Raw genomic sequence first — 25,016 nt, 5'->3', positions numbered from 1 at the left:
GATCGGACAACTGACGACCGGACGGCAGGACATCGGGACGCCGCCCTGAGCACCAATCCGGATCGATGTACGGCGATATCCAGGACGGCGCCGACGCCGTGATCGCACCAGCTGTACCGGGATCACCACATCAGATCGCCGCAGCGCCGAGACGATCGTTGCAACCAGACTTCCACGACACAGCCGATACTGAGCAAAGGTGAGACCGTGAACCGACCACTGCTGTTCCTCGATGTGGACGGGCCGCTCAACCCCTACGCGGCCAAGCCACAGAAGCGCCCGGACGGCTACACCACACTCAGGGTGCCGCGGGGCAGCGGGACCCTCATGGAAGACGGAGGACTCCCGGTCCGGCGGCGGCCCCTGAGGGTCTGGCTCAACCCTGAGCACGGGCGAGCCCTGCTCGGGCTCGACTACGAGTTGTGCTGGGCCACCACATGGATGGACGACGCCAATCGGTGGATCGCCCCGGTGCTCGGCCTTCCCGAACTCCCCTTCGTCGACTTCGGCGACGCCCTGTTCCAGGAGCGCCCGGACGGGGTCCACTGGAAGACCGTGCCCCTCGTGCGCTACGCCAATGGCCGTCCCTTCGCCTGGGTGGACGACGAGCAGAGCGACCTCGACGAGGCCTACGTAACCGCCCACCACCGTGCTCCTGGGCTTCTGCACCACGTCAACCCGCGAATCGGACTACGCGAGGACGACTTCCGGACGCTCGCTGATTTCGCTCGTTCGCTGGGGACCCCTGGATTCACCGGCTGAGAGGACACCCTGCCATCAGGGAGCCCTGAGCCCGCCATCGCCAGCAGTGCACGAGCTCGCAGGGCGCGGCCATCCAGATTGTTGGCAGTCGCAGCGATCGTGGACCCGGCCCATCAGGGAGACACACCCTTGGCGATCTCTGTGGCGCTTCCGACGCTTCGTCGGCAAGCTTCTGGCCATCCGCGGGACGGCGGCAGTGTCCACCTCCGCGTTGATGACGACTCGCGACTGAGCCGGTTCACGACGTCGGCAGCGGACTGCGGCAGTTGGCAGTCTGCACGTGTCGGCAGCCGCTGCAGCCGAGGCCTGTCCGGCGTATGGGGGCGCGTCGGCCGTTGGGAAGCGAATATTCAATCCTGCCCGCGCCGGGCGGGTGCTTGTACGTCAGGCAGGGGCTCACGAAGGGCCGCGGGCGGGGATGATCTGGCTCCCGAACGTCCCTCACATCGGAGGTTTCATGGCCGCCCGTGCCCCACTCGTAGCCCTGCTGTCCGCCGCGGTCCTCGCGCTCGCCGGTACCGCTGCCGCGCCACCACCCCAGGAGCGGCCCGGGGGGAGGGATGCCACTGCTCAGGCTCCCTCTCGACCACCAGGGCGTGACGGGCCCGATCGTAGCCGTCCCCGCCAAGGGAACCGTCGACGACTTTGTCCCCTGTCCTTCGGGCACCGTGCCCAGCGGTGGTGGCGGCGGGACGACGGGCCAGGGGTCCTTCATCTCCAGCTCGGCGGCGTCCGGCAACGCCTGGGCCATCAAGGTCAGCAACATCACCGACACCCCGAAGGAGGCCGCCGCCTACGCGGTCTGCACCGCCGCGACGCACACCCGGATCACGGGCACCCGGGTCTCCGTGCCCGGTGCCGGGACCGCGACGGGCTTCGCTGACTGACCCGCCGGACGGCGGCCCTCCGGCGGCGGCTTCGTCACCGACGAGCCCTTCCTCTCCGCCAGCAGGATGGACGTCGACACGAACGGCCGATGGCGGGTCGACCTGGCCAACAACGACGGCCCCGTGCACAGCGCGAGCGCCTTCGTCGTCTGTACGACCGTCCCGGTGACGATCCGGCAGACCAGCATCGTGCTCGCGCCCCGTGAGCAGAACCACGTGACCGCGGTCTGCCTGCCAGGCCAGCGCATCACCGGCGGCGGCGCACACGCACCTGGCTCCGCCGCCGGAGTGCCGCCCACGCCCGGCGTCGCCATCAACACCAACCGCGGCCTGCCCGAGCCCACCGGCTGGGGGGTGCACGCCAAGAACCACACCGACAGGCCCCAGGAGCTTTTCATCCAGGCGTACTGCACCACGTCCTGAACCGTGGTGTCCGCCGCGCGGGCGTCTCCATTCAGACGCTCCGCGATGGGTTGGTACCGCTGGACGAAGCTGAGGTCCTTCAGCCGGTCAGGTTCGGGCTGCTGCTCGTGCGGGGCAGGCCAACGCTCGGAGAGCGTCAGACCAAGGGCGCGCAGTCCGGCGCGGTGTGTGTCCCGGTCGATGCCCGGAACCTGCCGCGCGTCTGGGCCGGTGGTCCCGCAGCAGGCCCGCCGCCAGGAGCAGCCCGTCTCCGAGGGGCTTGCGCCGGAGGTGCAGCACAGTGTCCGGCCGACGGCTTGTATGAGCTATGATTGATCTTGACAGTTCACCTGAACTTGCGGTGGCTGACGCTGCGTTGGTGGTCCAAGGAAAGACGCCCCGCTTCCCGTGGGGAAATGCAGGTGCAAGGCCTGCCCAGCGCTCACTCGCGAAGCCCTTCCCTGCACCAGGGAAGGGCTTCGTCATGTTGCCCCGATCCCACGTTCAAAGAGCGTCACCTGGGCTCTGTCGCCTTCTCCGCCGCCGCCAGGGCCTGCTTGCGATGGGGGAATTCAGCGTCCGCGGTCGAACCGTCGCTGTAGCGGACGGTGCGGCGTACCCTAAGCGGACAACTCCTGCCCCGAAACTCGGGCGCGCCGGTCGGCCGTTGCTGCCGCTTGAAGTTGGACGCCCAACCCGTCGATTCGGCCGGGGTGAATCGCTTCCCGTCCTCAAGGGTGGAGGGCCTCTCATCAGATCCCGGTGGGTTACTTTTTAGGATGCCAGTCCGCCTCGCCCCAGCCGTAGTCCACGAAACTGTCGGGAACCTGCCCACAGGGCGCGTAGACGCTGATGAACAGGGTTGTGGTCGAGTCGTTCCACCGCACATCGATCTGGTCGACGCCTTCCGGGTCCTCGAATCGGAAGCCAAGTTCGCGGAAGTGCGCGCCTGCGCGGTCGCCTTCAAGGGTGAGTTTCCAGCCCTTCTGTTCCAGTTGCCGGCGCACGCGCAGCTGCGCGTCCCGGGCTGTGGCTTCAGGGACGCCGGGTATGCTCCAGTCGAGTCCGAAGCTACGGACGTCGCTTCGTGCTCTGTCGATGTGGGTGATGCTCCTCAGCCCGCGGTAGTAGCAGGCGCTGGTGTCGAACCTGCTGGTGCCTGCTGCGTACTTCTCAGACAGAGCGAAGCCGTCGTACACCTCGACGGACTGTGCCTTGAGCCGTCGCGCGACCGCGTCGGGGTCGGCCGAAGGGTACGCGGCGCCGTTCCAGACGGCGTTCCCCGCCACCACGGCGGCAGCCAGCAGCGTTGCCGTCACAAGTCCCCAAACGGCGTACAGGACGGACCGCCCGGAGACTCGTGTTCTGCGTACAGGGCTCTTGAACATGCATGTGACGGTAGGCGCCGATGTTGTGTGCCGCATGAGTAGCCGTACCCGTGCAACATGAGGCGTTGCTCAATCGTGCGGGGCGAGATACCTACACCACCGTCGTGTCGCAGCAGGACGGTGAAGCAGTGGTCGGCCCGATCCAGGAGACGCCGGTGTCGGGAACGGTCCTGACGAAGTCGGGGGATGTGGCCGTACCGTCAGGGGATGCTGGCCGACGGGCGGGGAGAGGTTCGGACAGCGAGGCCGCCTGCTTTTGCCTGGTGCCGGCCTCGATATCGGTTTTCCCCCGCTGGTCCTGTTCTCTCAGCTCGGGCAGATCCCCGGCCGGGAACGGATCTGGGCAGCACTCTGCGAGACGTGCCGTCCGCCTGTGGGTGTACGGCCGACCATCGGTGCCGTCGCCCCGCCCGCCGCCCGAGCTTGCTCCGCGAGCCGGTAGACCGTGCAGGCGCCGAGTTCCCGGAGCTTCCAGTGTCGTTGTCAAGCCGATGTCATGACACGTTGTGACGACTGATAGCGCGATCCGTAACGAATCCTGGTCCAGAGGACGTTGGCGTTGTCTCGACGGCGGTCGAGGGAGAGCACGGCTTGCTTGTGGTTCTTGCCCTCGGCGTGCTAGCGGTAGCAGTAGGAGCGCGAGACGGGGCAGAACCTGATGCCGGCCATGGTGGACATGTAGAAGGCTCTGAGCAAGCCGCGGTGGTAGCGGTGAGGCCAGCGCATGTTGCCGCTGACGCGGACGGAGTCTCGTGGGACTGGCGCCAGGTCGGCGAACGTGGCGAGGCGGTCGGCCGTGCCGAAGGTATCGAGGTCGCCGCCGGTCGCGGCGATGAACTCGGCGCCGAGCATGGGACCCGTGCCGGTCAGGCTGCGGATCAGGGTCGTGTGAGGGACAGCAGGCCGATCAGCAGGGCAGCTCCGCCGTGGTTGATGTCGACCGCCCACAGCGCGTCCTGCGAGAGCGCCAGGACGTCCCGGATCAGTTCCAGCAACGCTGGCTCGTCGTTCAGCACCCGACGGGACAACAACCGTTCGCCTTCTGGACCAACCACCACGCAGTGGTGATGTTCCTTACCGATGTCCACCCGGCTCAGTTTTCTGGCACGGCGCAGCTCACGGGCACCGCGTCCGGCGGTTCGGGGAGCTCGCGCAGGGATGGAACCTGGCCGGCGGGGGCCTGACGGGCGAGGTGTGGGAGGGGACCGCGGCAGCGGTGGCGGGTGCGGCGGTCGGCGCGATCCCGGCGAGAGCCGAAACGGCTGTGAGGAGCGCGGTTCGGCGCAGATGACGAATCGTGCCGATCAGGCTCCGGGCCCGGCACCGGAAGAATCGTTGCTGCCCGGAAGGTGTCACCCGCACGGGTGGGGAGTCGTACGGGGAGCCGCAGTGGGGCGTCGTGACAGTGGGCCGGGGCTGGGGAGGCTCGCGGGCAGTGACGGGCGGACCCCGGCCAACTCGGGATGCGCTGATAAGCGAGCGGGAGCGGGGCGGCCCGGGAAGGCTCGCCTGTCATTACGGCTGGACGTGCTGGTCGTTGAGGCTTGTATGGCTGCGCGTGAAGGATTTTTCCTTGTGTCATGTGCGGGGGCCTTGGTGTTCGGCGGTCCGGCGTAACTCGGCGCCGGTAGCACCCGCCGCGGCCACCTCTGGTATCTCGATTCGGGCCGCCGATACTGACAGACATTCGCCCCCCGCACGGCGGAGACCGGGCCAATGATGTGACTCGTCCCCCTCGCCGGCTCGCGTTCGGCTGCACCGGGTCGCACGTCACCAGCAGAATGTCTCCCTGGCAGAGCACAATTGCAAAGTCTCCCACGCTGCCCCCATCCGTGAGTTGGGCAGGCCGCCCGCGGCGGCCCAGGCCGGCACGGACAGGCGAGATCCAGAAGAGCCGCGACCAGCAGAATGGGAGGGCAGAAGCCTGCCGGAGAGCAGCGATGACACAACCCGCCGGCCTCTTTCAGCGGCCCGGCCGGTACACCTCAGACCATGTCCTGCGCCACCTGGCAGCGGATCAGGGGGGTGACATCGGCGGTCCTCCGTACCGCGGTGGTGAGGTCCCGGACGGCCGGGGTGCCGAGGGGGAGGAACGTCAGTACCTACTCAACGTCCGCGATGAAGGCTGCGGCAGTCCGAGAAGACGCGAAGCATCCGCCCAAACCCTCGATCAGCTCCGGAACCCCAGCGGCGCCCGCTACGCCGTCCCGCGCGCACCGCAGGACCTACAGGACCTTTCACAGGACGTCCAGCTGAAATGCAGGAACGACGAGCAGGTGGACCGTGGGTCTCCCGGTCGCCAGGTCTCCCGGCCGAGGACGTTGCCCTTGATACGGCCGATCGCGATTTCGGAGATGCGGTAGGTCAGGCGGTCAGGACGTACCGATCCGCGGGGCGTACCGGCCCTCAGCTACCTCAGCGGCCCTGCCGAGGAGACCGAACGTGTCCTGGGAGGCAGGTGGCACCCTCCGTCCACGGCTGATTGCCAGACAGAACGCATACAACGCATACCTGGTACGGCTGCTGTCGCTTCGTTATCGCTGCGGAATGCTCTCCTCTCTCGGCAGGAGATGCCGGGGATCAGTAGCTGACGGCCCGACGGCTGCCACCAGTTTGGAGGGAGAGGCGGCCGCTTGCGCGGCCTTGTGGCCGCGCCAGTGCGTCTCTCACGCGCCGGTATCCCCGTCGATGCGCTCGCGGATGAGATCGGCATGACCGTTGTGACGTGCGTATTCCTCGATCATGTGCACCATGATCCAGCGCAGCGAGACTCCCTGGTCACCGACGTGACCCGATTCCTGTTCGGAAAGGCGACCGGAGTCGTCCAGCGACGCATCGGCGATCAGTTCACGGCCACGGGCGACCTCCGCCTGCCAGACGGCCATCACCTCGTCCAGTCCCCGGTCCGGTCGAAGGGCGAAGCCGTCGCCATTGTTCTGCCCGAAGACCGGTGACAGGTCCTGGCCCGCGAATACACGCTGGAACCAGTTGCGTTCCACCTCGGCCAGGTGCTGGACGAGGCCGAGCAGTGTCATCGACGACGGTGCCGCAGAGGCCAGTCGCAACTGATCGTCTTTCAGGCCGGAACACTTCAGGGCGAGAGTCGCACGGTGAAAGTCCAGCCACGCTTCCAGCATGGCGCGCTCGTCGGCATGTGCAGGTGGGACAGGCCGTCCATCCGGTGTCGTGTTCATGGATACACCCTCGCAGGAAAGGTCGTGGATTTGCGACCCTCCTTCGCCGACGACGAACGTACGTAATCGGCGCCTCCCGAACCCAATCAATGGCTTCGAAGCTCGTCGCGTGGACATCTCCGAACCCATCGACCTCCAACTTCTGCCCAAAGTGCCGGACATACAGGACAGACACTGCTGCTGAAAGGATGTCAGGGTGGTTCCGATGCATCCGGTGGTGCGACCGGATATCCCGAAGGGCACCGTGCGTGTCTTGAGCGTTGGAGGAGGCGAGTGCGAGCAACCGCTCGGGGTTCGGATGGGCCGGCCGGCGAGGCGGAACGCCGGTGGTCGGTGCAAGGAGAGCCGGGGAGCGAACCGTTCCGGCGCAGCAGCACTTCGTAGGCTCGTGGTCACCAGGACGACGGAGGTGACGTGCGGGTGACCACTGCAGGAAGGCGCCCGTGCTTGATCACCTTCCGGGGTAGTGACAGCCCGAAGTGCTCACCGGCGACCTCCAACACTCGACGCTTCTCTTCGAGAGGCGACAGCTCCTCGTCCTTGCCGAGCAGGACATCGACGCGGTCTTCCTGCGGGATGACTCCGGCCGCTTCCAGCGCTGGGCGCAGCAGGTCAGGCTGGGTTCCGGCGGGGTCGTAGCCGAAGCCCAACTCGAAGTGCAGTCGCAGCTCACCGTCGACGAGGTACCTGAAGAAGGAGGGCGGATCGTCCGGCCGTGGGTCGAGTATCAGTATTTCGGCGCCGCCGCGGGACACTGCCGGGTCGAGGGACCAGCCTTCGCTGCCTCCACACTCCACGATGAATGACCAGTCGCCGCTTCGGCCGATGCGGCCGACGCAGTAGGTCTGTGTGAGGTCGACCATGCGGGATGCTTCCTGGACGGTGAGGGAAGGTCCGACCTCGACAGGTTCATGGTCGGCCATGCGTTCGGCCAGCTGTTGAGGGCTGAGGCCGAGGGCGCAGGTGATGTACAGGTCGGAGGCGCTCAGGTTCGCGCTCTGCCAGGCATCGGCGACCCATGCGAGACTTTCGGTCATTGCCGATTTCTCCTTCTCCTTCCGAACACAACGTGGGACCGGTGGGGCACAGCGGGACGGGTGCTGTGCCCCACAAGCGGTCAGTAGCTTGTCACGGCTGGGGAGCCTCCGTGCTGTCATCCCGCATCCCACATCCCGCATCCCGCCGACCAGATCAGCCACCGTCCGTGGCGAGGGCGCGGGGGAGGCCGCCTGCCCGGTTTCGACGCTGAGACGTACAAGGAGCGCAATGCCGTCGAGCGGTGCATCGCTCGACGTATGCAGTGGTGCGGTCTTGCTGTGCCGGCGGACAAGCTTGCCATCGCTTGCCAGGCAGCTTTGCACCGTGCTGCCATCCTCATCCGAACCCGGCGCTGAGCAAGGTGTTCGAAGGGCCCGTCAGGCCGGTGCATGGACGACGAGCTTGTTCTGCTCTCCGTCAAAGATGCCGGCGAGGCCGCTGGTTCCCTGCCGGTGACCGCCGAAGAGACCCTGCTGGTCGACGTGCACGATCAGGATGTCGTAGCTGTCGATCGCCTCAGAGATTCTCGACCCGCCGGTGATCGGGTTCCCCGCCCTTTCGGCCATGTATCCGGCGGACTACTGCAAGAGCATGTCCATCATGACAGGTCAGCGGCGTTTTTCGTAGGACGGAACGCACAGTTCGCGAGCCTTGTCCGATCCGCTCCCTGACTCCCAGAATCTCCTTCGTGCATCACCCGGAGACAGGGGGAACATGGGGAAGATCGATCACGACGCAGTGCTGCGGGCGCGAGTGCTGCTGCTGGGTTCCGGCCGACTGAGCCTGCTCGAACAGGTCCACGCGTACCGGGTTCTGGCGGAGGTGAGCCCGAAGGCGTATCTCCCGAAGCTGGTCGACGCGCTCCTCTCGATGAGCTATCGCAACCGGGACCCGGAGGTGGACCTGGTGCTGGCCGCCGAGGCGGTCGAGGCCGGCCGGAGGATCGAGGCCGGGGTGCCAGCGCGGGCAGAAAGGCTGTGCAGGGCGCTGAACGTCTACCAGTCGGCCCTGTTCGCCCTCGGACGCCGAGCAGAGGGACGCGCGGCCTGCGAGGAAATGGCCGAGGCTGGAAAGAGTGGGCAGCTGGCGAGAATCCTGGCCGAGGAGGGGCGCTTTCGAGAGGCCGCAGAGCTCAACGAGAAGGCAGTCCGTAACGGCATATCGGAACACTCCTTCTGGAACATGGTCGAGTGGGCGGCGAACCTGGAGGGCGCCGGCCTGCACGACGCGGCATCAGCCGTCTTCCGCGAGCTCCTTGACGAGACCCGGCGCGAGGTCGTCGGCCAGCGCACGGCGCTGGCCATACTCACCTGGGAGCTGGTTCACCTCTCCCGGATGCGCGAGGCCGCCGGGCACGGAGCGGACGCCGCGGACACCCGGCGGGAGGCCCTGACCGTCCTTGAGGAGCTGGCGACGACGGGCGAGCCGAAGGACTGGAGCTGCATCCTCGCGTGGTGGGTCACCCTGTTCGCCCTCTCGGGGCGGGGCGACGAACCAGCTGCGAGCGTTGAGTCCCCAATGCCGCCGTTCGGCACCGACCTCGGATGGTCGAGCGACACGCGGGATGCCTTTCTCGGCACTCTGTCAGAGCTCGAAACGGAGGCGGCGGGACTGCGCGAGGCCGGCCGACTGCCTGAACTGGTCGACGTCCAGCGCAGAATCAGCATCCGCGCGGCCCTCCGTGAGGGAAACCGCCCCTACCGGTTCGAGGAGCGGTTCAGGCCGTACTTCGATGAAAGCGTGGCTCTCGCCCGCCGTCTGCCCGACGACCCTGCACGCCTCGCCCGGGCCTTGACCGACCGCTCGATGTTCCTCGTTGCCGCGCGGACCTTTGAGCCCGCTCATGCCGACTTCGCCGAGGCCGTAGCCCTCCTCGACGTCCGGTAGTCCCGCTCCGGGCCGGGCGCCTTCCTGCCCACGGTTCCGATCCCGTCTCTCTGATCGGGCACCGCCAAACTGTTTGGTGCATGGGAATTTCCATCCATGACGGGGCAGGGCCGTCACGCTCCCGTTGGACGGCATGAGAGCGTCAGCAGGTCGAGCGCGTGGGGGAGATGCCCCCGCCCGCAAGCCATTGGCCATGGTTGCGTGAGAGGCGGGTGGGAGCCGGTTCGGCCTGCTGCACACTCGCGATGCAATGGTCCGCGTAGGGGACGAACCCGGCCTTGGCGTCGCGCTGTTGGCGTACCCCTGTACGCAGACACCTCGGTCAAATCGTGCGGGAGGGGCGAACGAGTCTCGCCCCTCCCGCACTTGCGGTGGAGGTGTCGGGTGCGGTCTGCCTTCCTACGTCTGCGCGACCGCTTCCTGCGGGCTGAGTGCGGCGGCCCGCCGGGCGGGCAGGGCGGCCGCGAGCGCGCCGAAGGCGAGGGAGAGCAGGACCACGAGGGCGAGGGTGCCCCAGGGGAGGGAGACAGCTCGACCCGCTCGCGCGGGCCCGTCAGGCCGCGCCCCGTTCCGGCCTCGGGCGGTGTGCCGGCCGAAGCGGGGGACGCACTGTTGCGGACTGCACCCGCACGTTCCGGTCGTCCTGCTCGACCCGTACGGTGACATGGGCGGCCATTGCGTACCGGTGCACGTTCGTCAGAGCCTCCCGCACGACCCGGTGCACCACACGTGCACCCGCGCCGGGCACGCATCGAGGCCGGGGCCGCCCCGTTCGGCTGCGTCGCCGCGTTCGCGCAGTGCCCGCAGCAATCGGGCCTGCTGCCCGTACACCGTCCCGACCAGGCAGGGCACGACCACGGCGGTCGCCGCCAGAACCAACCCGAGCTCCAAACCGTGAACGGCCGAGCCGGGGCCGAGCGTAGCGCCGGTCGTGGTCGCGGATGCCGTGATCAGCAGGCTCGCACCGCCGAGCAGCCGGATCCGGTGGCGTGGCCGCACCGTGTGAGCGCTCCTGCGTACGCGGCGGCCGCCGTCACCGGGCCGACGACGGGCGCCGCCCCGGCAAGGACGGCGAGCACCAGGAGCACGGCCCCGGGCCGGCGCCTCCGCAACGGTAAGAGCACCACGGCGACCGCGACCACGCACAGCTGGACAGCGGCGTGCGGCAGATGCCACAGCCACTGGGCGACCGTGAACAGACACAAGGCAGCGATGGCCGCACCAGCCGTCTACACGACATCCTGGCCGCCTCCGCCCGGACGCGCTGGGAGCGTCGGGCCCGGGGCGGTAGCCGAGCCGCGCGCGATGCATCCGGTTTCAATTGCCGGGCGGCAGCAGGTCTCTGGTCAGGTTGAAGGCGGAACTCGCAGTTGCGAGAAAGGTATTGACGCGGCCGAGGACGCGGCTGGCCCGGTCGGTGTCCTGCGCACCGGCCGCGTCCGTCAGGTCTTCGGCATACTCCCGCGCCCTGACCGCCTCCTCGGGCGGGGCACTCTCCGAGTCGGCCCTGAGGGCGGTGGCCAGCTGGTGGTACGAGATGCCGGACAGGTCGGCGCTGCTGTCACGCCCGCTGCTCTGGGCCACCCCATGAGGGCTGTTGACGTTGACCGCCGCGAGGCCGCCTTCAGAGGCTGTTATATGCATGGATTCGTCACTGATCCCTGTCCACATGAAGTGCTTCCGGTACTCGACCCAGCCTTTCCGGGTGAGGGCGTAGGAACCGAACTTCCACCCCTCGATACGCACGAGTTTGTGTTTGACGGGTTCGGCGAGGACGAGCATGGCGTCGGCGCGGTTCCACTGCTGCTCGTCGAAGTACGGTGCCAGGCGGACTCGGGTGCCGAGGCTCGGGGATCTTCGACAGATCTCCTGGAACGCCTGCTTCTGGTAGATGTCCAGCCGATCCATGCTGATGGACAGGGCGGGGAGCCGCCAGGCGTGGAGCACGGTCCGGGTCTTCAGGAAAAGTCCGTACACGGCCAGGGCGCACAACGCCAGGACGACAATCTCCATGCGGGTCCCTCACTCTCCCAGGTTGTGCAAGTCATCTGATTTTAAGTCGAGTTGGCCTTCGTCGTGAAGCGTATGGCGTATGTGGCAGGTGCCCCGTGACCCATGCGTAGCCCCTTCGTCCTCGATCACGTCCCCGGGCCGGCCCTTCGCTGACCGCTGCGGACTCGACCCCGCACACCCCGCCAGCGACGGGTGTGCAGGAGGGGCATCCGTCACCCCATCGCCCGCAAGGGCACCGGCTCCTCCGCACGGCTGGGTTGCCACCGCTGGGCCGTGGAGCGGACGGCGTCCTGGCTCGCCGGATGCCTCCGCCTGCACCGCCACTACGAACGCAAAGTCCAGGGATGGACGGTCACGCGCAGAAGGAACTGCAGGAGAGGACTACTCATGGGCGTGCCTCCAACGCTCTTGCACGCCATGACATTGCGATCGTGTGCCGCCGGCAGCACACTCTCCCTCTGCCATGGAAGGTTGGCAACTGCGACGGGTGAGGACGAGCTGGGCTCTGCCCGGTGGCAGAGCCCAGTGCCCCGTCCCTGACATGGTGGCTGGTACGTTGCCGGGCCGGCCTGCCGGACGTCGGCCCAGGTGCGTTTGAGATGCGCAGGTGGGCTGTCGAACACGGCCACCCGTACGAGACCGAGGTCCAGCAGGCAGCCCCTTGCGGGGAAGTCGGCACCGGCTCTTGCGCTGGTCACGGTGAGAGGGACCGGTTCGCGGGAGAGCATGTCGGCCCAGAAGGGCAACCGCTCCTGCGCGGGAAGTTCCTCGTTCGACACGTTCAGCCACATGTCCGCCCCCGCTATCGCCGCTCTGATGATTACCCATCGGTTCGCCGAGACAGCTCGGCACTCCGAGGCTATTCCCGGCCTTGTCCAGTCGATACCGCCGAAGCGCATGCAGAAGGTCGCTCGTGAACGGCTCAGCCCTGCGACGGCCCACCTGCGGCGGCCATGAGGATGGTCGTGGGGGCCATTTCCGCACCGCACCGCACTGCTCACGTACCGCACGCACGCCTTGATGCTGCGCCGTCCGAGCGCGCTCTCCGGCTCGATCACCCGCAACTTCACAGACCACCGGCAACGCTTGCACGCCCCCGTGCCTGCGCGGCCAACTCGTCCGCCTCGTCGCCGGGCTGAGGATCATCCGCCCGGACGGGCCCGGCCCTGGCCACGTTGTCGCTGGTCATCGATGCATGTTCCTTGATCAGGAGTTGCACCGGTCGCTATGGAGTCCCGGCCGTCGGAGAACGGTGAGCGGGTTGCGGTTCAACGGTGGGATCAAGGGGCTCTGGTGTGCGAGGGCAGGTGACGGGGGAAGCATGATTGATCGGGTACTTGCGGGCCGACACGAACTGGCGTCGCTCGTGGGCCGTGGTGGCATGGGTGAGGTCTGGGAAGGCCGCGACCGTGTCATCGGACGCCGCGTCGCAGCCAAACTCCTCTCCCATCAGCAAGGCGAAAGCAGCGGTGCGGAGCTCTTCTTCCGTGAAGCACGCACCGTCGGCCGGCTCAACCACCGCAGCGTGGTCACGGTCTTCGACATGGGTGAAGACCCTGCCGACGGAACCCTCTGTCTCGTCATGGAGTACATCGCCGGACACGACCTTGCCGCACTCCTGCGACGAGACGGTCCACCACCCATCCACCGGGCGGCGGACTGGGCCGCGCAATCCGCCGCGGCCCTGGCCGCCGCCCACGCCGCCGATGTTGTCCACCGGGACCTCAAACCGGGCAACCTCATGCTCACCACCGACAGTGAGATCAAAGTCCTCGACTTCGGCATCGCCCGTTTCATGGCCTCCGCCACCAAATCCAGCCAGGTCATGGGCCCCCTCGCCTACATGCCGCCGGAACGCTTCAACGAACACCCCGGTGAGGCCCTGTCCGACCTCTACGCGCTGGGCTGCGTCCTGCACGAACTCCTCACCGGTCGCACGCCTTTCCAGCCCACCGGGCCCGTCGCCATGATGACCGCTCACCTCAACACCCCGCCCACTCCACCCAGCCACCACCGCTCCGACATCCCCACCACCCTCGACACCCTCGTCCTACGACTCCTTGCCAAAGATCCGGCCGACCGCCCTGCCACCGCCGCCGAAGTTCACGACACCCTCCACAAGTCCCTCCACACCACAGTCCCAGCCCGCACCGAGACACTCGCGTCCAACGCCACACCCACCGTTGCGGACCTGCCCAAGCCGCCCCGCGAAGCAGGCACGGCCGTGCGGCCTGTGGACCGTGGTCCCCACGCCCCGCCCACCCAGACGGCGCCTGCGTCTCTGCCCGGTCGGCGGCCGGTCACCCCCGGCCAGGGAGGCCCCAATCGCCCACCCGCCGCAGGGTCCTGCGGCTCGGGCTCGGAGCCGGAGCGGTGGCCGCCGCGGCCACGAGTGTCGCCGCGCTGCTGCGTTCCGGCCACGAGCCGGGAAGCGGGAGGACCGGGCCCAGCGCTTCCACCACCAGATCCCGTCCCCCAGCCACCGATCCGGGATGGGCGATCCCGCTCGACGCCACCATCTCCACCACCCCCGTGGCGGCCGGAGAAGTGCTCTATGCCATCGATTACGACGGGCTCCACGCCGTGGAGCCGACGAGCGGCAAGAGGTTGTGGACCGGGTCCCTCAAGCAGGCCGGTTCCTTGGCGGCGTCCGGCTCCCAGGTGTTCGTGGGGTGCGACGACGGAACGGTGCACGCCTTCGACGGCGGCGCGCGGCCCAAGTAGAAGTTCAGGTCGGGCAAGGACCGCAGCACGACGACGGTCCGGGGGCCTCCGGCCGCGACGGGCACGGAGGGCACGGGACGGCCGAATCCCTGGGCCGCCCAACGTGCCTCGGCAGCCGGCTCGGTCCGTCGTAGTCGAGCTCCAGGGTTGTCCGGGTCGGAGGTGGTGAACTTCCACTGGGACGGCTGTGCCGCAGCGTTGTGGCGGTCGGGAGGCGGGTGACATGCGCGTTCCGGTCGGCGACTGCGCGCATTCGGGGGTCTCGTCGTGATCCGCGCCTCGTCCTCGACGGATACCAGGTAGTGCGCCCTACTTCGGTGCCTGGAAGCCGCCGATCTTCTGTTCGAGCAGTTCGGCCAGCCGCAGCGGGGTGCGGTCCTCGAACATCGGCCCGATGAGCTGCACTCCCACCGGCAGACCCTCGGGGGACAGGCCCGTTGGTATTGCGGTGGCGGGCAGGCCGGGCATGGTGGCCAGACCGGCCCAGACGAGCTGGTCGAAGTACGCGTACCCGACGCCGTCGATGTCGAGCCGGCGTTGCATCGGATCGGGGTTGTGGTCGTGCGGGAACGCGGGAGTGGGCGTGATGGGACACACCACGGCGTCGAACTCGGCGAAGAGCTGCCGCCAGCCGTGGCGGTGGAGCTCACGACGACTGTTCACCTCGATCCAGTCGCGGTGGCTGAACACCATGCCGCGCAGCCGCGCCGCATCGAGACTCCGGTCGTCCGCGCTCAGTCCGGCGGCGCGGGTCTGCAACTGCTCGTACGCTTCGACGGGAAAACGCGCAACGGAGCCCGAGAACAGCAATTGCGTGTAGAGCATCGCAGCTTCGGCCAGATCGGGCAGCAACCGGCTGTGCCGTTCGACGCGGGCGCCGCCGTCGGCAAGCGCGTCGGCCACCCGGTTCACGCCCGCCCGCACAGCGGACCCGGTCGCAATGAGCGGATGCTCGTCGACGACCAGGACCCGGAAGTCGCCGAGCCGCTCGTGGCGCGCGGGCGGCAGCGTCAAGTCGTATGCCTTGCCGAGCGTCAGCGGGTCCGGCCCGGCCATGACGTCGAGCAGGAGCGTGAGGTCGCGGGCAGTGCGCGCCATCGGACCGACGACGGCGAGGTCGAGGTCGACCGGCAATGGCGGTGCCGGCGGCGCGGCCATGCCGCGGGTTGCCGCCAGTCCGAGTGTCGGCTTGTGCGCATAGATGCCGCAGAAATGCGCGGGGGTCCGCAGCGAACCGGCGAGGTCGGAGCCGATCGACAGCGCGCAGAATCCGGACGCCAGGGCCGCCGCTGATCCGCCGGAGGATCCGCCGGGCGTGCGATCGTGATCCCACGGATTGTTAGTGGTGCCGTAGATCTCGTTGAAGCTCTGGATATCTTGCAGCCCCAAGGGCACATTGGTCTTACCCAGCACCACCGCGCCCGCGGCCTTGAGCCGCGACACCTGTTCCGCGTCCTGGGCCGGCACATAGTCCCGGTGTTGCGGCATGCCCCAGGTCGTGGGCAACCCAGCCATGTCGTAGGACTCTTTGACCGTCACCGGAATACCGAGCAGCGGACGGTCCTCACCACGGGCGCGCGCCTGATCGGCACCGCGTGCGGCGGCCCGTGCGCGGTCGAAGTCCGCCACACAGATCGCGTTGATCGCCTTGTCGTCCCGCTCGATACGGACGATCGCCTCGTCAGTCAGTTCAGCCGAGGTCACTTCACCGGCACGCAAGGCAGCCGCGAGGTCTTCGGCCGTCTGAAAATTCCACTCCATGAAACCGACCGTATTGGCCTCTGGAGCAGGGCACGAAATGCCGCTTCGCGCAACGGGGTGGATGTCTCCGTACTCATCATGTTCTTCTCCGGCCACAGACACTCCGCCCGGTCGCCACGGGCATCGCAACGGCCGTCGTTTCCGGCACCGGTCTGCTCACCGCACGGCGAGCCCGGTCCACGCCCACCGAGGGCCTCTTGGCCGTCGCGGCCGGCACGGCGACCGCCGCCATCGCCGCCGCGACGGAGAACGAGCCCCTCGCCCTCCTCGCCGCGATCGTTCTCGGCGCGGGCTACGGACTGATGCTCACCTACGGCCTCACCCTGACCGCAGCCCTCGCCCCGCTCCACCAGCTCGCCCGCTGGACGGCCCGGTTCTGGACGGCGGCGACCTCGGCATGTTCAATCCGTACGTCCTCACACTCCTCGGCCACGTCACGACAACGCTGGTGCTGCTGGCGGCCGTTAAGCTGATCGCCCTTGCCCACGCCGGGTTCGGTTCGTACCAGGTCAAACGCCTGGCGCGACGCCGTACGCCGTGAGGGCGCTGCCAGTGCCTCGGGCGGAGGCGGTTCCGTCTTGCCGGGCTGACGCAGTGTGCCCGGAGCTGAGGAGCGGATCGGCTGCCGATGGGCTGGCGGTTTTTCCGGTTCTGGGCAGTGGAGGAGATCGACTTCGGTGTCGTCTGCGGGAGCTCCGGGGCCAGGAGCGACTGGATGTGCTCTGCGGATTCTTGCGGGTGGTCGGGCGACGGCCGGGCAAGCCGGTACTGCTGGATGCCGGGGACGGCGACCACAGTCGTGCGGTGCTCGGGTTCGATGCTGAGGCCGGTCAGGTCGTGCTGTCGACCGAGCCTCGTGGGCTGCGGAGTTCTTCTTCAACAGCCCGGACGACCCATGGGTACTCGTGTTCGGCCAGGGCGCGCAGCAGTTGCTGCTGCGGGGCTGCGAAGTCGGCGTAGCAGGGCAACGGGCTTGGCAGCGGTGAAGGGAACAGCTCCTTCGACGCCGTTCGGGTCCGGCGGCCACTCTTGTCTCGCTGGAGTGCCGCCACACCCGGCACGACACTCGTGTGGCACGGACACAGGATCCGTTCCATTGATCTCGGTGCCGAGCGCAGCCCCGTCGCCGTCACCGCGAAGACGAATCGGTCCAAGGACGATGAGGACCCGTCGGAGTGCATGCCGTCGGCCGGGCTCGCGAAGTACACCTGCCTGGATGATTGGACTGCCACGAAGCTGAAGTGGAGGCTCAGCGCTGACAGCAAGGAGCGTGCCGTGCTGGAGAGCCTCGCCGAGGACTGCTCCGGCACTGTCGTGAAGCACGAGGTCGCTCCGTGGACATCCTGGTGCCGGTGGTCGGTGCGGCTCTGTCCCGCGCGGACATCTGACCGAAGTCGATCCGGATCGGGGCGTCCTCCGTGAGGTCGCCGACCTGTAGCCGTGTAGCCAGGGACGGGGCTGGGCCGGGCTGTTGTCCATGCCGGGGAACGGGGGGATGAGGATGGGCTCAGTGCCGGGCCCGGTAGGGCGGGAAGCTTGCCGGGTCGGCGAAATCCTGGTCCGCGTCGGGCCAGCGATGGCGCAGCACGGTGGCGATACGACGGATCCAGGAGGTGAGGTGGGGCAGGGTTCTGCAGGTCTGGGCAGTGTGGGCGGCTGCTTCCAGCGTTGCGATGAGCTGGAGTCGGCTGTGGTCACCTGGCGAGCGGGTGTCGAGCAGAGCAAATCTCTGCAGACGGACCAGCGTCCAGGACACGCAGGCAGCGGCGAGGCCGTCTCCATATCGCCGGTCGTCCTCGGCCTCCGGGATGCCACGGGCCAGGGCGCGGCGGTATTGGTCGGCGAGACCTGTGGCAGTTGGATCGTCCACTGTCAGCCAGGCCGGGCCGGGCACATACAGGCAAACGGCATCGGTCAGCGCGTGGGTGTATCCGGCGAATTCGAAGTCGATGAGGCGGGCCTCGGCAGGGCCGGAGGCATGGAGCAGGATGTTGTTGGCTTCCGCGTCCCCGTTACTCAGGGCGAGGAAGGGGCCTGGGGAAGCCAATTCGTCCAAGGCTGACGTGAGTTCGTGGGCCGGCCGGCCGCCGAGGGGCACACCGAGCGAGGAGGCGTGCTCGATCGCTCCCGCCCGGAGAGGGGCGAGCCGTCCAGCCTGATCGGCCGCAGCATCAACCGGTCCCAGCTTGGCTCGGCGGGCGTAGTAGGTCTCCGCCCGCCCCGCGGTGGCCGCGCTCAGCGCGCCGCGTGCGCGGGCGAATGCGGCCAGTCGGTCGCCGTGCGCTGCCGCTCCGTCCCGTCGAAGCAGCCGGTCCAGGGAGACGCGCGGAGCGAGGTCTTCCAGGACGAGGAATCGGGCAGCGGTGTCGGCGGCGATGACGCGAGGCGCGAGGCCGATCCTCAGATCCTCGCTGAGGAACTGAAGCGCAGCCAGTTCGTTACGCAGCCGCCATGGGGCAGTAAGAGCCTCGCGTTGTCCGTCCGGTAGCCACTTGACGACGACGGAGCATGGAAGCGCGGAAGTACTTTGGAGCCAGACCCGGGCTACGGCCCACGGCTCCAGTCGCTCCACGCGGTCGACGGCGACTGGCGAGGCGCAGAGGTCGGTCAAGAGGTTCTGCAACACATCGACCCGGAAGATCCCTCTGGGGCAGCCATCCGATCACTCTACGGCTCGCCCCTTCGTATCGGGCACGCGTGCGAGGAACCGAGGCGAGCGATTCCGGTCGTCCTCCGAGTACCGCTTGGGTAGCTTCAAGGCTGTGCCGGACATTTCGTGACGGCCAGTTCCCAACATCCCGTGCAGCCCCCGATGTCTGTTCCCCAGCATGGTGTTCGTGGGGGATGACCTGCAGTTCTGGAAGTCGGTATGGCCTGACGTCGACGGGGCCGTGGTGGACGGTGTGGAGGTGGCCGAATCCTCTGTGAGAGCGCCGCTTGCAAGCGCCGGACCGTCGCGGAGCAGGTGGAACACCTGACGACTCCGTACCGGCACCGCACTCAGGCAGTCGCCGGATGGGCAAGACGATCGTGCCGGCCGCGCATGCGCCCAGAACGGGGCAACAAGGTCAACCACGTGCCTACCGCGGTTTCGACCGGTCGCATCTCAGAAATCAGCATCAACGCCGAAGGTACGTACGGCGAGCACACGGTCGAGGGGTTTCACGAGTTCCTTGTGAGCGATGGCAAGGAGCTGAGGCGGCACTTCACCTGCGAGCAGCCCGGATACGTAGGCGAGGGCATGCGCCGGGGAGAGCCCGGTCACCTTCCGACGAAGGGTACTGACAGCAGCCATGCGTCCGCCCGATGCCTCGGCTGCCGTCCGTAGCTCGTCGTGGAGATCATCCACCGGAGTGCGGACGGGCAGCCCTCGGATACGGCTTCGGTAGTCGTCCTCCCAAGCCCCGTCCCTCGCGGAGAGCACTCCGATCGAGTGGAGCCCGCCATCGGCGCGGTCGACCAGATACGGACCGTGTCCCACCAGCATCGCGGATACATTGCGCGTTCGCGCATACTCCTCGGATTGGACATAGACCTTCCAGACGAGCTCGTGCTCGACTACGCGCACTACCACGCTGCGCGGGAACTGCTCGACGCCGGCGGCGACCCACTCCTGATGGCCACGTGCCAGCTCTTCCTCAACAATGCGTACCGCGTCATCCCGTTCGATCACGACCACAGCATCACCCGGAATGCACTGCGCCCTGCACCTGGGATGCGCCACCAGTACGGCATCGGCGACGATGCCGAAGAGATCGCACTGTTCGCACGGACCGGCGAGATCGCTTTGGACCCCACCGCCAGGTGGTGGTCCCAGTGGCTCTCGGCCGGTCTGCCTTGCGCGTCGGACGGGCCGAGCCGGTGCCCGCGCCCCGGCCGCAGAGGCGGGGGGAGAGAAGCCGATTGGCCAACTGCTTTCCGGCCCCAGAGCCCATTCGACGTATTGCCGCAGGACTTCGTGGACTCGGCCTGCGGGAAGTTCGGTGTTCCACCGGTGCGGTGTCCGCGGGTGATTGGCCTGCGAGGACTGTGGCTTCGTAGCGGATGGCCGGCTTGTCGTGTCGCACCGGGTGATCGGCTGCTTGGTGAGCGGCGCCGGGGCACGGCTCGACCTGCGGTGCCGCCCCGTACGTATGCGTTACGTGCCGGGCTTGCGGACGAACTCCAGTTTCTGCGCCGCATGGCCCATGGACAGGGTTCCGGAGCCGGCGAGGACGTACCCGCGGGCGCCGGTGGGAGCCATGCCGCAGGGGACTGCCGACCCGCGCCGGTAGACCGGCCTGGAGATGAGGCCGGTGTCGTTCACGAACACCAGGACCTCTTTCCAAGCGCAGTGCTTCTGAGGGGAGTTGTCCCAGCCCCGGACGAAGAAATCCCCGGTCTTCGCCTGCTCGATGGTGATCTGAGCCGTCGGGTTCTCCGCCTCGCCCTTGGGCACCCACTGCCCCACGTACTTCTCGGGCACGGGCGCCTCGCCCGCCCTGGCCTTGAAGAGGACGGCCTTGTACTGGCCGTTGTCGGTAGCGAAGTTGAGGTTGCCGTCCTTACGGGTCTTGAGGGTGTACGACGGCAGGAACTTGCACTTGCCGCCCGCGAAGGCGTTCTCGCTGTGAGCGTCCCCCAGGGAAACCGAGCCGTTGGACGCCTTCTTCGGTTCCTTGTTCACAACACAGAGCGACGTGCCGGTCAGGAAGAAGGACCTGGCTACCGTGCGGTGCTGTTCGTCCTTCTTGAACTCGACACGTACGCGCGTGTCGCTCAACGGCACGCCCTCCCATGCCCCGAGGAAGATCTTCGGCATGGCCACCGCTGGGGTGGCCTCCGCACCACCGTTCGTACCGCCGCTTCCGCCGGGGTCCGCGTCATTGCCGTCCCAGGATTTCGCCGCGATAGGCACGCCGGCGGCAAGAGCCAGTACACCGACGACAGCGCCGAGGATTCGGGCCCTCTTGTGCCGTGATGCCGCGGGTTGGGTACTCGGCTGTGTCGGGGCGCCGCCCATCGGCACGTCGGGCTGTACCTCCTCATGCGCATCTACTGGAATGTCCCCCGGCGTTTCCGCCCGCGCATCCAGTGGAACCTCCACCGGCACGTCCGGCTGTGCATCCACAGGCACACCCGACGTACGTCCCTGCGGATCCAGATCCAGCAACCACGCCGCATGCCGCCCCAGTTGCTCCAGCATTTCGCCCGGCAGCCACGGCCGCACCTGCCCGGCGGCAGTGCGGGCCGCAAGCTCCGTAGGAGTGGGCCGATTCTCGGGCGCCTTCTCCAGGCACTGGCGTACGAGCCCGAGTACCTCCTCAGGCATGCCCTCCAGGTCCGGCTCCTCCTCGGCCACCCTGAACAACTGCGCGTGCAGTCCGATGGAGTGGCTGCCGAACGGGGGCCGCCCGGTCGCCGCGTACGCGAGTACGGCGCCCAGGCTGAACACATCGCTCTGCGGCCCGACTTCGAGCCCCCGTGCCTGCTCGGGCGACATGAAGCCGGGCGAGCCGATGACGACGCCGGTGTGGGTGCGGAAGCTGTTGCCAGAAACGGCGTGCAGGGCACGGGCGATGCCGAAGTCGATGATGCATGGGCCCTCGACGGTGACGAGGACATTGGACGGCTTCAGGTCCCGGTGCACGAGACCGGCGTCGTGGATGGCCCCCAGGGCGAGCGCGAGCCGGTTCGCGAGGGTGCGCAGCGAGCGCTCGGGCAGCGGGCCGTAGTCGTCGGCGACGACGGTGTGGAGGTCTGGACCGGGCACGTAGCCGGTGGCGACCCAGGGGGTCGCGGCACTCGTGTCGAAGTCCAGGACCGGCGCGGTCCAGTCACCGCCTACGCGCCGCACGGCGTCGACCTCACGCGCGAACCGCTGCCGGAAGTCGTCCTGCTTGGCGAACTCGGCCCGTACGACCTTCACGGCGACGGTCCGCCCCCCTTCGGACCGCGCGAGGTACACCCGGCCCATGCCTCCCTCTCCGAGCACCCCGAGAAGTCGATAGGGCCCCATCACACGCGGATCGTCCGGATTCAGAAGGTTCATGCAAGGACGGTACTCAGGGGAAGTCGGGCGGAGTGATCCCGACTTACGTGCTGTACTTGGTATTTGGCTGGTTCCTGACGGGGAATTGCCAAATTCTGTGGGCGACCTGCGTGGGAACCAGGACTGTGTTTGTGGTGAGAGGGTGGCGTCGTAGCCGGGGAGGACCTGGCCCTCCTGACGAATCGAACGAGGCCCGGAGTTGCGTCAGGTCTTTGCCCGCATGCGCTCCTGCGCCCATTCCTCGAAGCTGGTGAGCTGGATGCCGAGGCCCCTGGCGTCCTGCGGGCGGCTCGGCCGTCCGGCCACGGGATCGGCGCCGCGCTGCCGGTTTTCCGGGCGCAGGGGACCGGCCACTTCATCACCACCGCTTCCACGGCCGCGTTTCGCATCGCGCCGGCCATGGCCGTCTACGCCGGCACCAAGTTCGCGGTCCGGGCCATCTGCGAAGGGCTGCGCCAGGAAGCCGGCGACTCCCTGCGGGTGACCACCGTCTCACCCGGTGCGACCATGACCGATTTCGCCGAGGCGTCAACCAACAGCCGGGTCAGGGCCGGGATCACGAAGATGCGGGACGACATTGCGATCCCGCCCGACGCGATTGTCCGGGCCATCGCATTCGCGATCGAACAGCCTGCCGCGGTCGATGTGAACGAGATCGTCGTCCGGCCCACCGCCCAGAGTTGACCTTCCGATCCTTCCAGCCCCTTCCGGTGCGGACAACCGCAGTTGCGGGACTGTTCCATGGGAAGTGCTGGTCACAATCAACAACGTCTGGCTCCGCAGTGCTGGTTGTCAGTGCATTCTCGTAGGCTCTCGGCGACCTGATCGAAGGGATTGCCATGGAAGACCCGACGGGCATCGCAGCGCTGGCCAAGATCCTGCCTCCAGATCATGGTGCTGACGAGGAGATCGACTGGGTGGCCGCGGAAGCGCGGTGGGGTACGAGGCTTCCGCGGGACTACATGGCCTTCATGTCCGTGTACGGTGCCGGCTCGTTCGCGGAAGTCTGCATCCTTATGCCCCTGCCGAAGGAGTACATCCAGTGGGACCCCGGAACCTTCGAGGAGGAGACGGAGAACGCCCGCTGCACCTGGGAGATGCTGGGCGGCCAGGAAGGCCTGGACATCGACCCGGACCATATCCTCGCCTGGGGCATCACCTCCGGCCCCGACATCCTCTGCTGGCTGACCACCGATCCCGACCCCGACAAGTGGCCTGTCGTGGTCTGCGGCAGACATACCCGCGACGACTTCACCCTGTTCTCCTGCGGGCTGGTCGAATTCCTCCGCAAGCTGCTCCTGGACGAGTTCGACCCGTATCCACTCAGTATCGACCTCCGAGACGCATCACCGCGCTACGTCCACTGGCTCGAGGAGCAACGTCGCTGGAAAGCGGGCCTGGACCGGTACTCCGATGAGCCAGGGCCCGTCAACCAGTAGGAGTTGTCGCGGCTGCGGGCGGCGGAACAGCTCAACGGTCTTTTTCTCGTCACCATTCAGTCCAGAGCAGGTGGTTGACGAGCAGGGCGACGACAGCCTGCGCGGTCAGCCAGCCGCGCCGGGTGCTGGTGGGCAGCAGAGCGGTGGTGGGCAGCAGCCAGAGGATGAAGGGCTGCCAGATGCGTTCCGTCTCCGCCTTGCTCATCCCGGACAGGTCGGCGGCCAGGAGTGCCAGGAGCGCCATCAGAGTGAGCAGAATCAGCCGCTGGGACGCATGGGTGGTGCCGGCGCGCAGGGCGCTCACGGCTCCGGGAGCACCGGCCGCGGCGCGGCGGATTCCGGCGACCGTGGCGAGGCCCGCAGCGATTGTCGTGCAGGCGAGATTCGCCCAGACCCAGTAGGAGTACGGGCGGACACCTCCGGCTCCTTGGTGGTAGCGCTCGACCAGCAGACGGAAACCCTCCCACCAGTCGTAGCCCGCCAGGGTGAAGAGGACCGGGACGACCAGCGCTCCGGCGAGGAAGAGGGGGACAGGGCGGGCGTTACGGGTGAGGACGAGGACGGCCAGGAGCACAATCGCGATCAGCGTCAGACCGTAACTGAGGTAGCAGGTCAGCCCGAACAGCAGACCGGAGGCCAATGCGGCGGCCATGGGGAACCGGACCGAACGGGTCGCGGCCAGGGCGAGGAATGCCACGGACCAAGCGGCGACGGCGGCGAAGTAGGCATCCGCCGAGGCGCCGGTCCACACCGCGACCGGTGCGAGGACCAGAAACGGGGCTGCGCGGCGCGCGAGGCGTTCGTCGGTCAGGACCCGGAGCGCGATCAGGGCGGCCGGGACGGCGGAGGTGCCGATCACGATGCACCAGCTCCCGGCCCAGGACCCGCCGCCCAGCCCGATGCGGTCAAGCAGGACGAAGGTGAGTGTGGCACCCGGTGGATGACCGGCGACGTGGGTGGGCCAGTTGTCCGGCGAGCCGATCAGGATGTGGTCGTCGAAGCCGCGCAGAGCTGCACCGATGTCCTGGAAACGGTCGATCGCCTGGAGATATTCATGCTTGGTGGTGAGCCGTCCGGCGATGCCCCGGCCCCAGCCGTCGATCAGCGCCAGTGAGAAGACCCAGGCGAGCGACGCCGCCCAGGCGGCCGGGAGCAGCGCCCGATGACGGATACGGTCGGCCAGCGGCGGCCCGTACGCGATCACGGCCGCTGCCACGGCGACGGCGGCCGGGGTGCCGGGGCCGGTGTGCGGGTACCAGGAGGCCAGCAGGGGAGGCCAGTGGACGTAGAGGCTTCCGTCGGCGTCCTGGATCGACCGGCCGACGAGGACGGCTGCGCTGACGAGCAGAACGCCCACCGCGGCGGCGATCAAGTCGCTGCGGCGGCCGGTGCGGTGACCGGTTTCGTTGATGGCGGGTTGTTCTGTGCGGTCCTCGGTTTTCACGCAGGCACGCTACGCACAGCAGGGCGGTTGCGTGTGATGCCACGGG

The 25,016-nt window shown here is 67.9% G+C and carries 23 protein-coding genes and 3 pseudogenes; 10 read left to right on the top strand and 16 right to left on the bottom strand.

Annotated elements, in window-relative coordinates:
- Positions 1-207 precede the first annotated feature (207 nt).
- From ACFYY7_RS24260 to ACFYY7_RS24250, 3 genes are all read left to right on the top strand, one after another.
- Entirely contained in the window at positions 208-762 is a 555-nt protein-coding gene (locus ACFYY7_RS24260) for a hypothetical protein (RefSeq protein ID WP_388664391.1), read from the top strand.
- A gap of 596 nt (positions 763-1,358) precedes the next feature.
- Complete coding sequence (locus ACFYY7_RS24255; RefSeq protein ID WP_388664389.1) at positions 1,359-1,649, top strand: hypothetical protein; 291 nt, start codon at positions 1,359-1,361, stop codon at positions 1,647-1,649.
- Between the two features lie 66 nt (positions 1,650-1,715).
- Positions 1,716-2,072 carry a hypothetical protein gene (locus ACFYY7_RS24250; RefSeq protein WP_388664388.1) on the top strand — a complete coding sequence of 119 codons (357 nt, stop codon included), beginning with the start codon at positions 1,716-1,718 and terminating at the stop codon, positions 2,070-2,072.
- Positions 2,073-2,818: 746 nt separating this feature from the next.
- Here the strand turns inward: ACFYY7_RS24250 and ACFYY7_RS24245 are convergent.
- The 5 genes from ACFYY7_RS24245 to ACFYY7_RS24225 all read right to left on the bottom strand — a co-directional run bounded on the left by ACFYY7_RS24245 (position 2,819) and on the right by ACFYY7_RS24225 (position 7,670).
- The gene (locus ACFYY7_RS24245) at positions 2,819-3,370 is read right to left on the bottom strand and encodes a hypothetical protein (protein WP_388664386.1); all 552 of its coding nucleotides are present in this window, start codon (positions 3,368-3,370) and stop codon (positions 2,819-2,821) included.
- Between the two features lie 687 nt (positions 3,371-4,057).
- Complete coding sequence (locus ACFYY7_RS24240) at positions 4,058-4,291, bottom strand: transposase (RefSeq protein WP_388664384.1); 234 nt, start codon at positions 4,289-4,291, stop codon at positions 4,058-4,060.
- 26 nt (positions 4,292-4,317) lie between these two features.
- Positions 4,318-4,527, bottom strand: coding sequence for a transposase (locus ACFYY7_RS24235; RefSeq protein WP_388664382.1), 210 nt, complete (start codon positions 4,525-4,527; stop codon positions 4,318-4,320).
- Positions 4,528-6,105: 1,578 nt separating this feature from the next.
- On the bottom strand, positions 6,106-6,633 hold the full coding sequence (locus ACFYY7_RS24230) for a DinB family protein (RefSeq protein ID WP_388664380.1): 528 nt from the start codon (positions 6,631-6,633) through the stop codon (positions 6,106-6,108).
- 392 nt (positions 6,634-7,025) lie between these two features.
- On the bottom strand, positions 7,026-7,670 hold the full coding sequence (locus tag ACFYY7_RS24225; RefSeq protein ID WP_388664378.1) for a DUF6461 domain-containing protein: 645 nt from the start codon (positions 7,668-7,670) through the stop codon (positions 7,026-7,028).
- A gap of 132 nt (positions 7,671-7,802) precedes the next feature.
- On the opposite strand from ACFYY7_RS24225, the pseudogene ACFYY7_RS24220 reads away from it, so the two are divergent.
- Positions 7,803-8,027: pseudogene (locus ACFYY7_RS24220) on the top strand (IS5/IS1182 family transposase); the annotation flags it as partial.
- Between the two features lie 21 nt (positions 8,028-8,048).
- On the opposite strand, the gene ACFYY7_RS24215 reads toward ACFYY7_RS24220, so the two are convergent.
- The gene (locus tag ACFYY7_RS24215; protein ID WP_388664376.1) at positions 8,049-8,237 is read right to left on the bottom strand and encodes a hypothetical protein; all 189 of its coding nucleotides are present in this window, start codon (positions 8,235-8,237) and stop codon (positions 8,049-8,051) included.
- Positions 8,238-8,385: 148 nt separating this feature from the next.
- Between ACFYY7_RS24215 and ACFYY7_RS24210 the strand changes: the two genes are divergently transcribed.
- On the top strand, positions 8,386-9,558 hold the full coding sequence (locus tag ACFYY7_RS24210) for a hypothetical protein (protein WP_388664374.1): 1,173 nt from the start codon (positions 8,386-8,388) through the stop codon (positions 9,556-9,558).
- A 696-nt stretch (positions 9,559-10,254) separates the two neighbouring features.
- Here ACFYY7_RS24210 and ACFYY7_RS24205 read toward each other — a convergent pair.
- The 4 genes from ACFYY7_RS24205 to ACFYY7_RS24190 form a co-directional block, all read right to left on the bottom strand.
- Positions 10,255-10,557, bottom strand: coding sequence for a hypothetical protein (locus ACFYY7_RS24205; RefSeq protein ID WP_388664373.1), 303 nt, complete (start codon positions 10,555-10,557; stop codon positions 10,255-10,257).
- A complete protein-coding gene (locus ACFYY7_RS24200) occupies positions 10,509-10,763 on the bottom strand; it encodes a hypothetical protein (protein WP_388664371.1) in 255 nt (84 codons plus the stop codon). Before ACFYY7_RS24200 ends, ACFYY7_RS24205 begins: the two co-directional genes overlap by 49 nt.
- Positions 10,764-10,875: 112 nt before the next feature.
- The gene (locus tag ACFYY7_RS24195; RefSeq protein WP_388664369.1) at positions 10,876-11,571 is read right to left on the bottom strand and encodes a hypothetical protein; all 696 of its coding nucleotides are present in this window, start codon (positions 11,569-11,571) and stop codon (positions 10,876-10,878) included.
- A gap of 1,066 nt (positions 11,572-12,637) precedes the next feature.
- Positions 12,638-12,760, bottom strand: coding sequence for a hypothetical protein (locus ACFYY7_RS24190; RefSeq protein ID WP_388664368.1), 123 nt, complete (start codon positions 12,758-12,760; stop codon positions 12,638-12,640).
- A 6-nt stretch (positions 12,761-12,766) separates the two neighbouring features.
- Here ACFYY7_RS24190 and ACFYY7_RS24185 point away from each other — a divergent pair.
- Positions 12,767-13,606 (top strand): annotated as a pseudogene (locus ACFYY7_RS24185) (serine/threonine-protein kinase); the annotation flags it as partial.
- A 338-nt stretch (positions 13,607-13,944) separates the two neighbouring features.
- Positions 13,945-14,295 carry a PQQ-binding-like beta-propeller repeat protein gene (locus ACFYY7_RS24180; RefSeq protein ID WP_388664367.1) on the top strand — a complete coding sequence of 117 codons (351 nt, stop codon included), beginning with the start codon at positions 13,945-13,947 and terminating at the stop codon, positions 14,293-14,295.
- Between the two features lie 309 nt (positions 14,296-14,604).
- On the opposite strand, the gene ACFYY7_RS24175 is transcribed toward ACFYY7_RS24180, so the two are convergent.
- Positions 14,605-16,056 carry an amidase gene (locus ACFYY7_RS24175; RefSeq protein ID WP_388664365.1) on the bottom strand — a complete coding sequence of 484 codons (1,452 nt, stop codon included), beginning with the start codon at positions 16,054-16,056 and terminating at the stop codon, positions 14,605-14,607.
- A gap of 397 nt (positions 16,057-16,453) precedes the next feature.
- Between ACFYY7_RS24175 and ACFYY7_RS24170 the strand changes: the two genes are divergently transcribed.
- Positions 16,454-16,597, top strand: a complete 144-nt coding sequence (locus tag ACFYY7_RS24170) for a hypothetical protein (protein ID WP_388664363.1) — start codon at positions 16,454-16,456, stop codon at positions 16,595-16,597.
- Positions 16,598-17,563: 966 nt separating this feature from the next.
- Here ACFYY7_RS24170 and ACFYY7_RS24165 read toward each other — a convergent pair.
- The 4 genes from ACFYY7_RS24165 to ACFYY7_RS24150 form a co-directional block, all read right to left on the bottom strand.
- Positions 17,564-18,682, bottom strand: a complete 1,119-nt coding sequence (locus ACFYY7_RS24165) for a hypothetical protein (RefSeq protein ID WP_388664361.1) — start codon at positions 18,680-18,682, stop codon at positions 17,564-17,566.
- Between the two features lie 480 nt (positions 18,683-19,162).
- Positions 19,163-19,729, bottom strand: a complete 567-nt coding sequence (locus tag ACFYY7_RS24160) for a YrhB domain-containing protein (RefSeq protein WP_388664359.1) — start codon at positions 19,727-19,729, stop codon at positions 19,163-19,165.
- 465 nt (positions 19,730-20,194) lie between these two features.
- Positions 20,195-22,087, bottom strand: coding sequence for a serine/threonine-protein kinase (locus tag ACFYY7_RS24155; RefSeq protein WP_388664357.1), 1,893 nt, complete (start codon positions 22,085-22,087; stop codon positions 20,195-20,197).
- A gap of 204 nt (positions 22,088-22,291) precedes the next feature.
- Positions 22,292-22,441 carry a hypothetical protein gene (locus ACFYY7_RS24150; RefSeq protein WP_388664355.1) on the bottom strand — a complete coding sequence of 50 codons (150 nt, stop codon included), beginning with the start codon at positions 22,439-22,441 and terminating at the stop codon, positions 22,292-22,294.
- Between ACFYY7_RS24150 and ACFYY7_RS24145 the strand changes: the two are divergent.
- Positions 22,391-22,771 (top strand): annotated as a pseudogene (locus ACFYY7_RS24145) (SDR family oxidoreductase); the annotation flags it as partial. The gene ACFYY7_RS24150 and the pseudogene ACFYY7_RS24145 sit on opposite strands and share 51 nt — an antisense overlap.
- A 155-nt stretch (positions 22,772-22,926) precedes the next feature.
- Positions 22,927-23,526, top strand: a complete 600-nt coding sequence (locus ACFYY7_RS24140; protein ID WP_388664354.1) for an SMI1/KNR4 family protein — start codon at positions 22,927-22,929, stop codon at positions 23,524-23,526.
- 49 nt (positions 23,527-23,575) lie between these two features.
- Here the strand turns inward: ACFYY7_RS24140 and ACFYY7_RS24135 are convergent, their stop codons facing one another.
- Positions 23,576-24,970: a hypothetical protein gene (locus ACFYY7_RS24135; RefSeq protein ID WP_388664352.1), complete on the bottom strand. Its 1,395-nt coding sequence runs from the start codon at positions 24,968-24,970 to the stop codon at positions 23,576-23,578.
- Positions 24,971-25,016: the final 46 nt, after the last annotated feature.

Source organism: Streptomyces sp. NPDC001933 (assembly GCF_042890955.1).
In the GTDB taxonomy this organism is placed as follows: Bacteria; Actinomycetota; Actinomycetes; order Streptomycetales; family Streptomycetaceae; genus Streptomyces.
Note: the sequence above shows the minus strand (reverse complement) of the source record. Positions and strands in the feature narration are given on the sequence as shown.

What these genes read in the sequence shown, in the direction of transcription:
- ACFYY7_RS24250 (WP_388664388.1), top strand. Translation starts at nt 1,716, where the DNA reads ATGGACGTCGACACGAACGGCCGATGGCGGGTCGACCTGGCCAACAAC.
- ACFYY7_RS24240 (WP_388664384.1), bottom strand. Translation starts at nt 4,291, where the DNA reads ATGCTCGGCGCCGAGTTCATCGCCGCGACCGGCGGCGACCTCGATACC.
- ACFYY7_RS24230 (WP_388664380.1), bottom strand. Translation starts at nt 6,633, where the DNA reads ATGAACACGACACCGGATGGACGGCCTGTCCCACCTGCACATGCCGAC.
- ACFYY7_RS24225 (WP_388664378.1), bottom strand. Translation starts at nt 7,670, where the DNA reads ATGACCGAAAGTCTCGCATGGGTCGCCGATGCCTGGCAGAGCGCGAAC.
- ACFYY7_RS24215 (WP_388664376.1), bottom strand. Translation starts at nt 8,237, where the DNA reads ATGGCCGAAAGGGCGGGGAACCCGATCACCGGCGGGTCGAGAATCTCT.
- ACFYY7_RS24210 (WP_388664374.1), top strand. Translation starts at nt 8,386, where the DNA reads ATGGGGAAGATCGATCACGACGCAGTGCTGCGGGCGCGAGTGCTGCTG.
- ACFYY7_RS24195 (WP_388664369.1), bottom strand. Translation starts at nt 11,571, where the DNA reads ATGGAGATTGTCGTCCTGGCGTTGTGCGCCCTGGCCGTGTACGGACTT.
- ACFYY7_RS24190 (WP_388664368.1), bottom strand. Translation starts at nt 12,760, where the DNA reads ATGACCAGCGACAACGTGGCCAGGGCCGGGCCCGTCCGGGCGGATGAT.
- ACFYY7_RS24175 (WP_388664365.1), bottom strand. Translation starts at nt 16,056, where the DNA reads ATGGAGTGGAATTTTCAGACGGCCGAAGACCTCGCGGCTGCCTTGCGT.
- ACFYY7_RS24170 (WP_388664363.1), top strand. Translation starts at nt 16,454, where the DNA reads ATGTTCAATCCGTACGTCCTCACACTCCTCGGCCACGTCACGACAACG.
- ACFYY7_RS24155 (WP_388664357.1), bottom strand. Translation starts at nt 22,087, where the DNA reads ATGAACCTTCTGAATCCGGACGATCCGCGTGTGATGGGGCCCTATCGA.
- ACFYY7_RS24140 (WP_388664354.1), top strand. Translation starts at nt 22,927, where the DNA reads ATGGAAGACCCGACGGGCATCGCAGCGCTGGCCAAGATCCTGCCTCCA.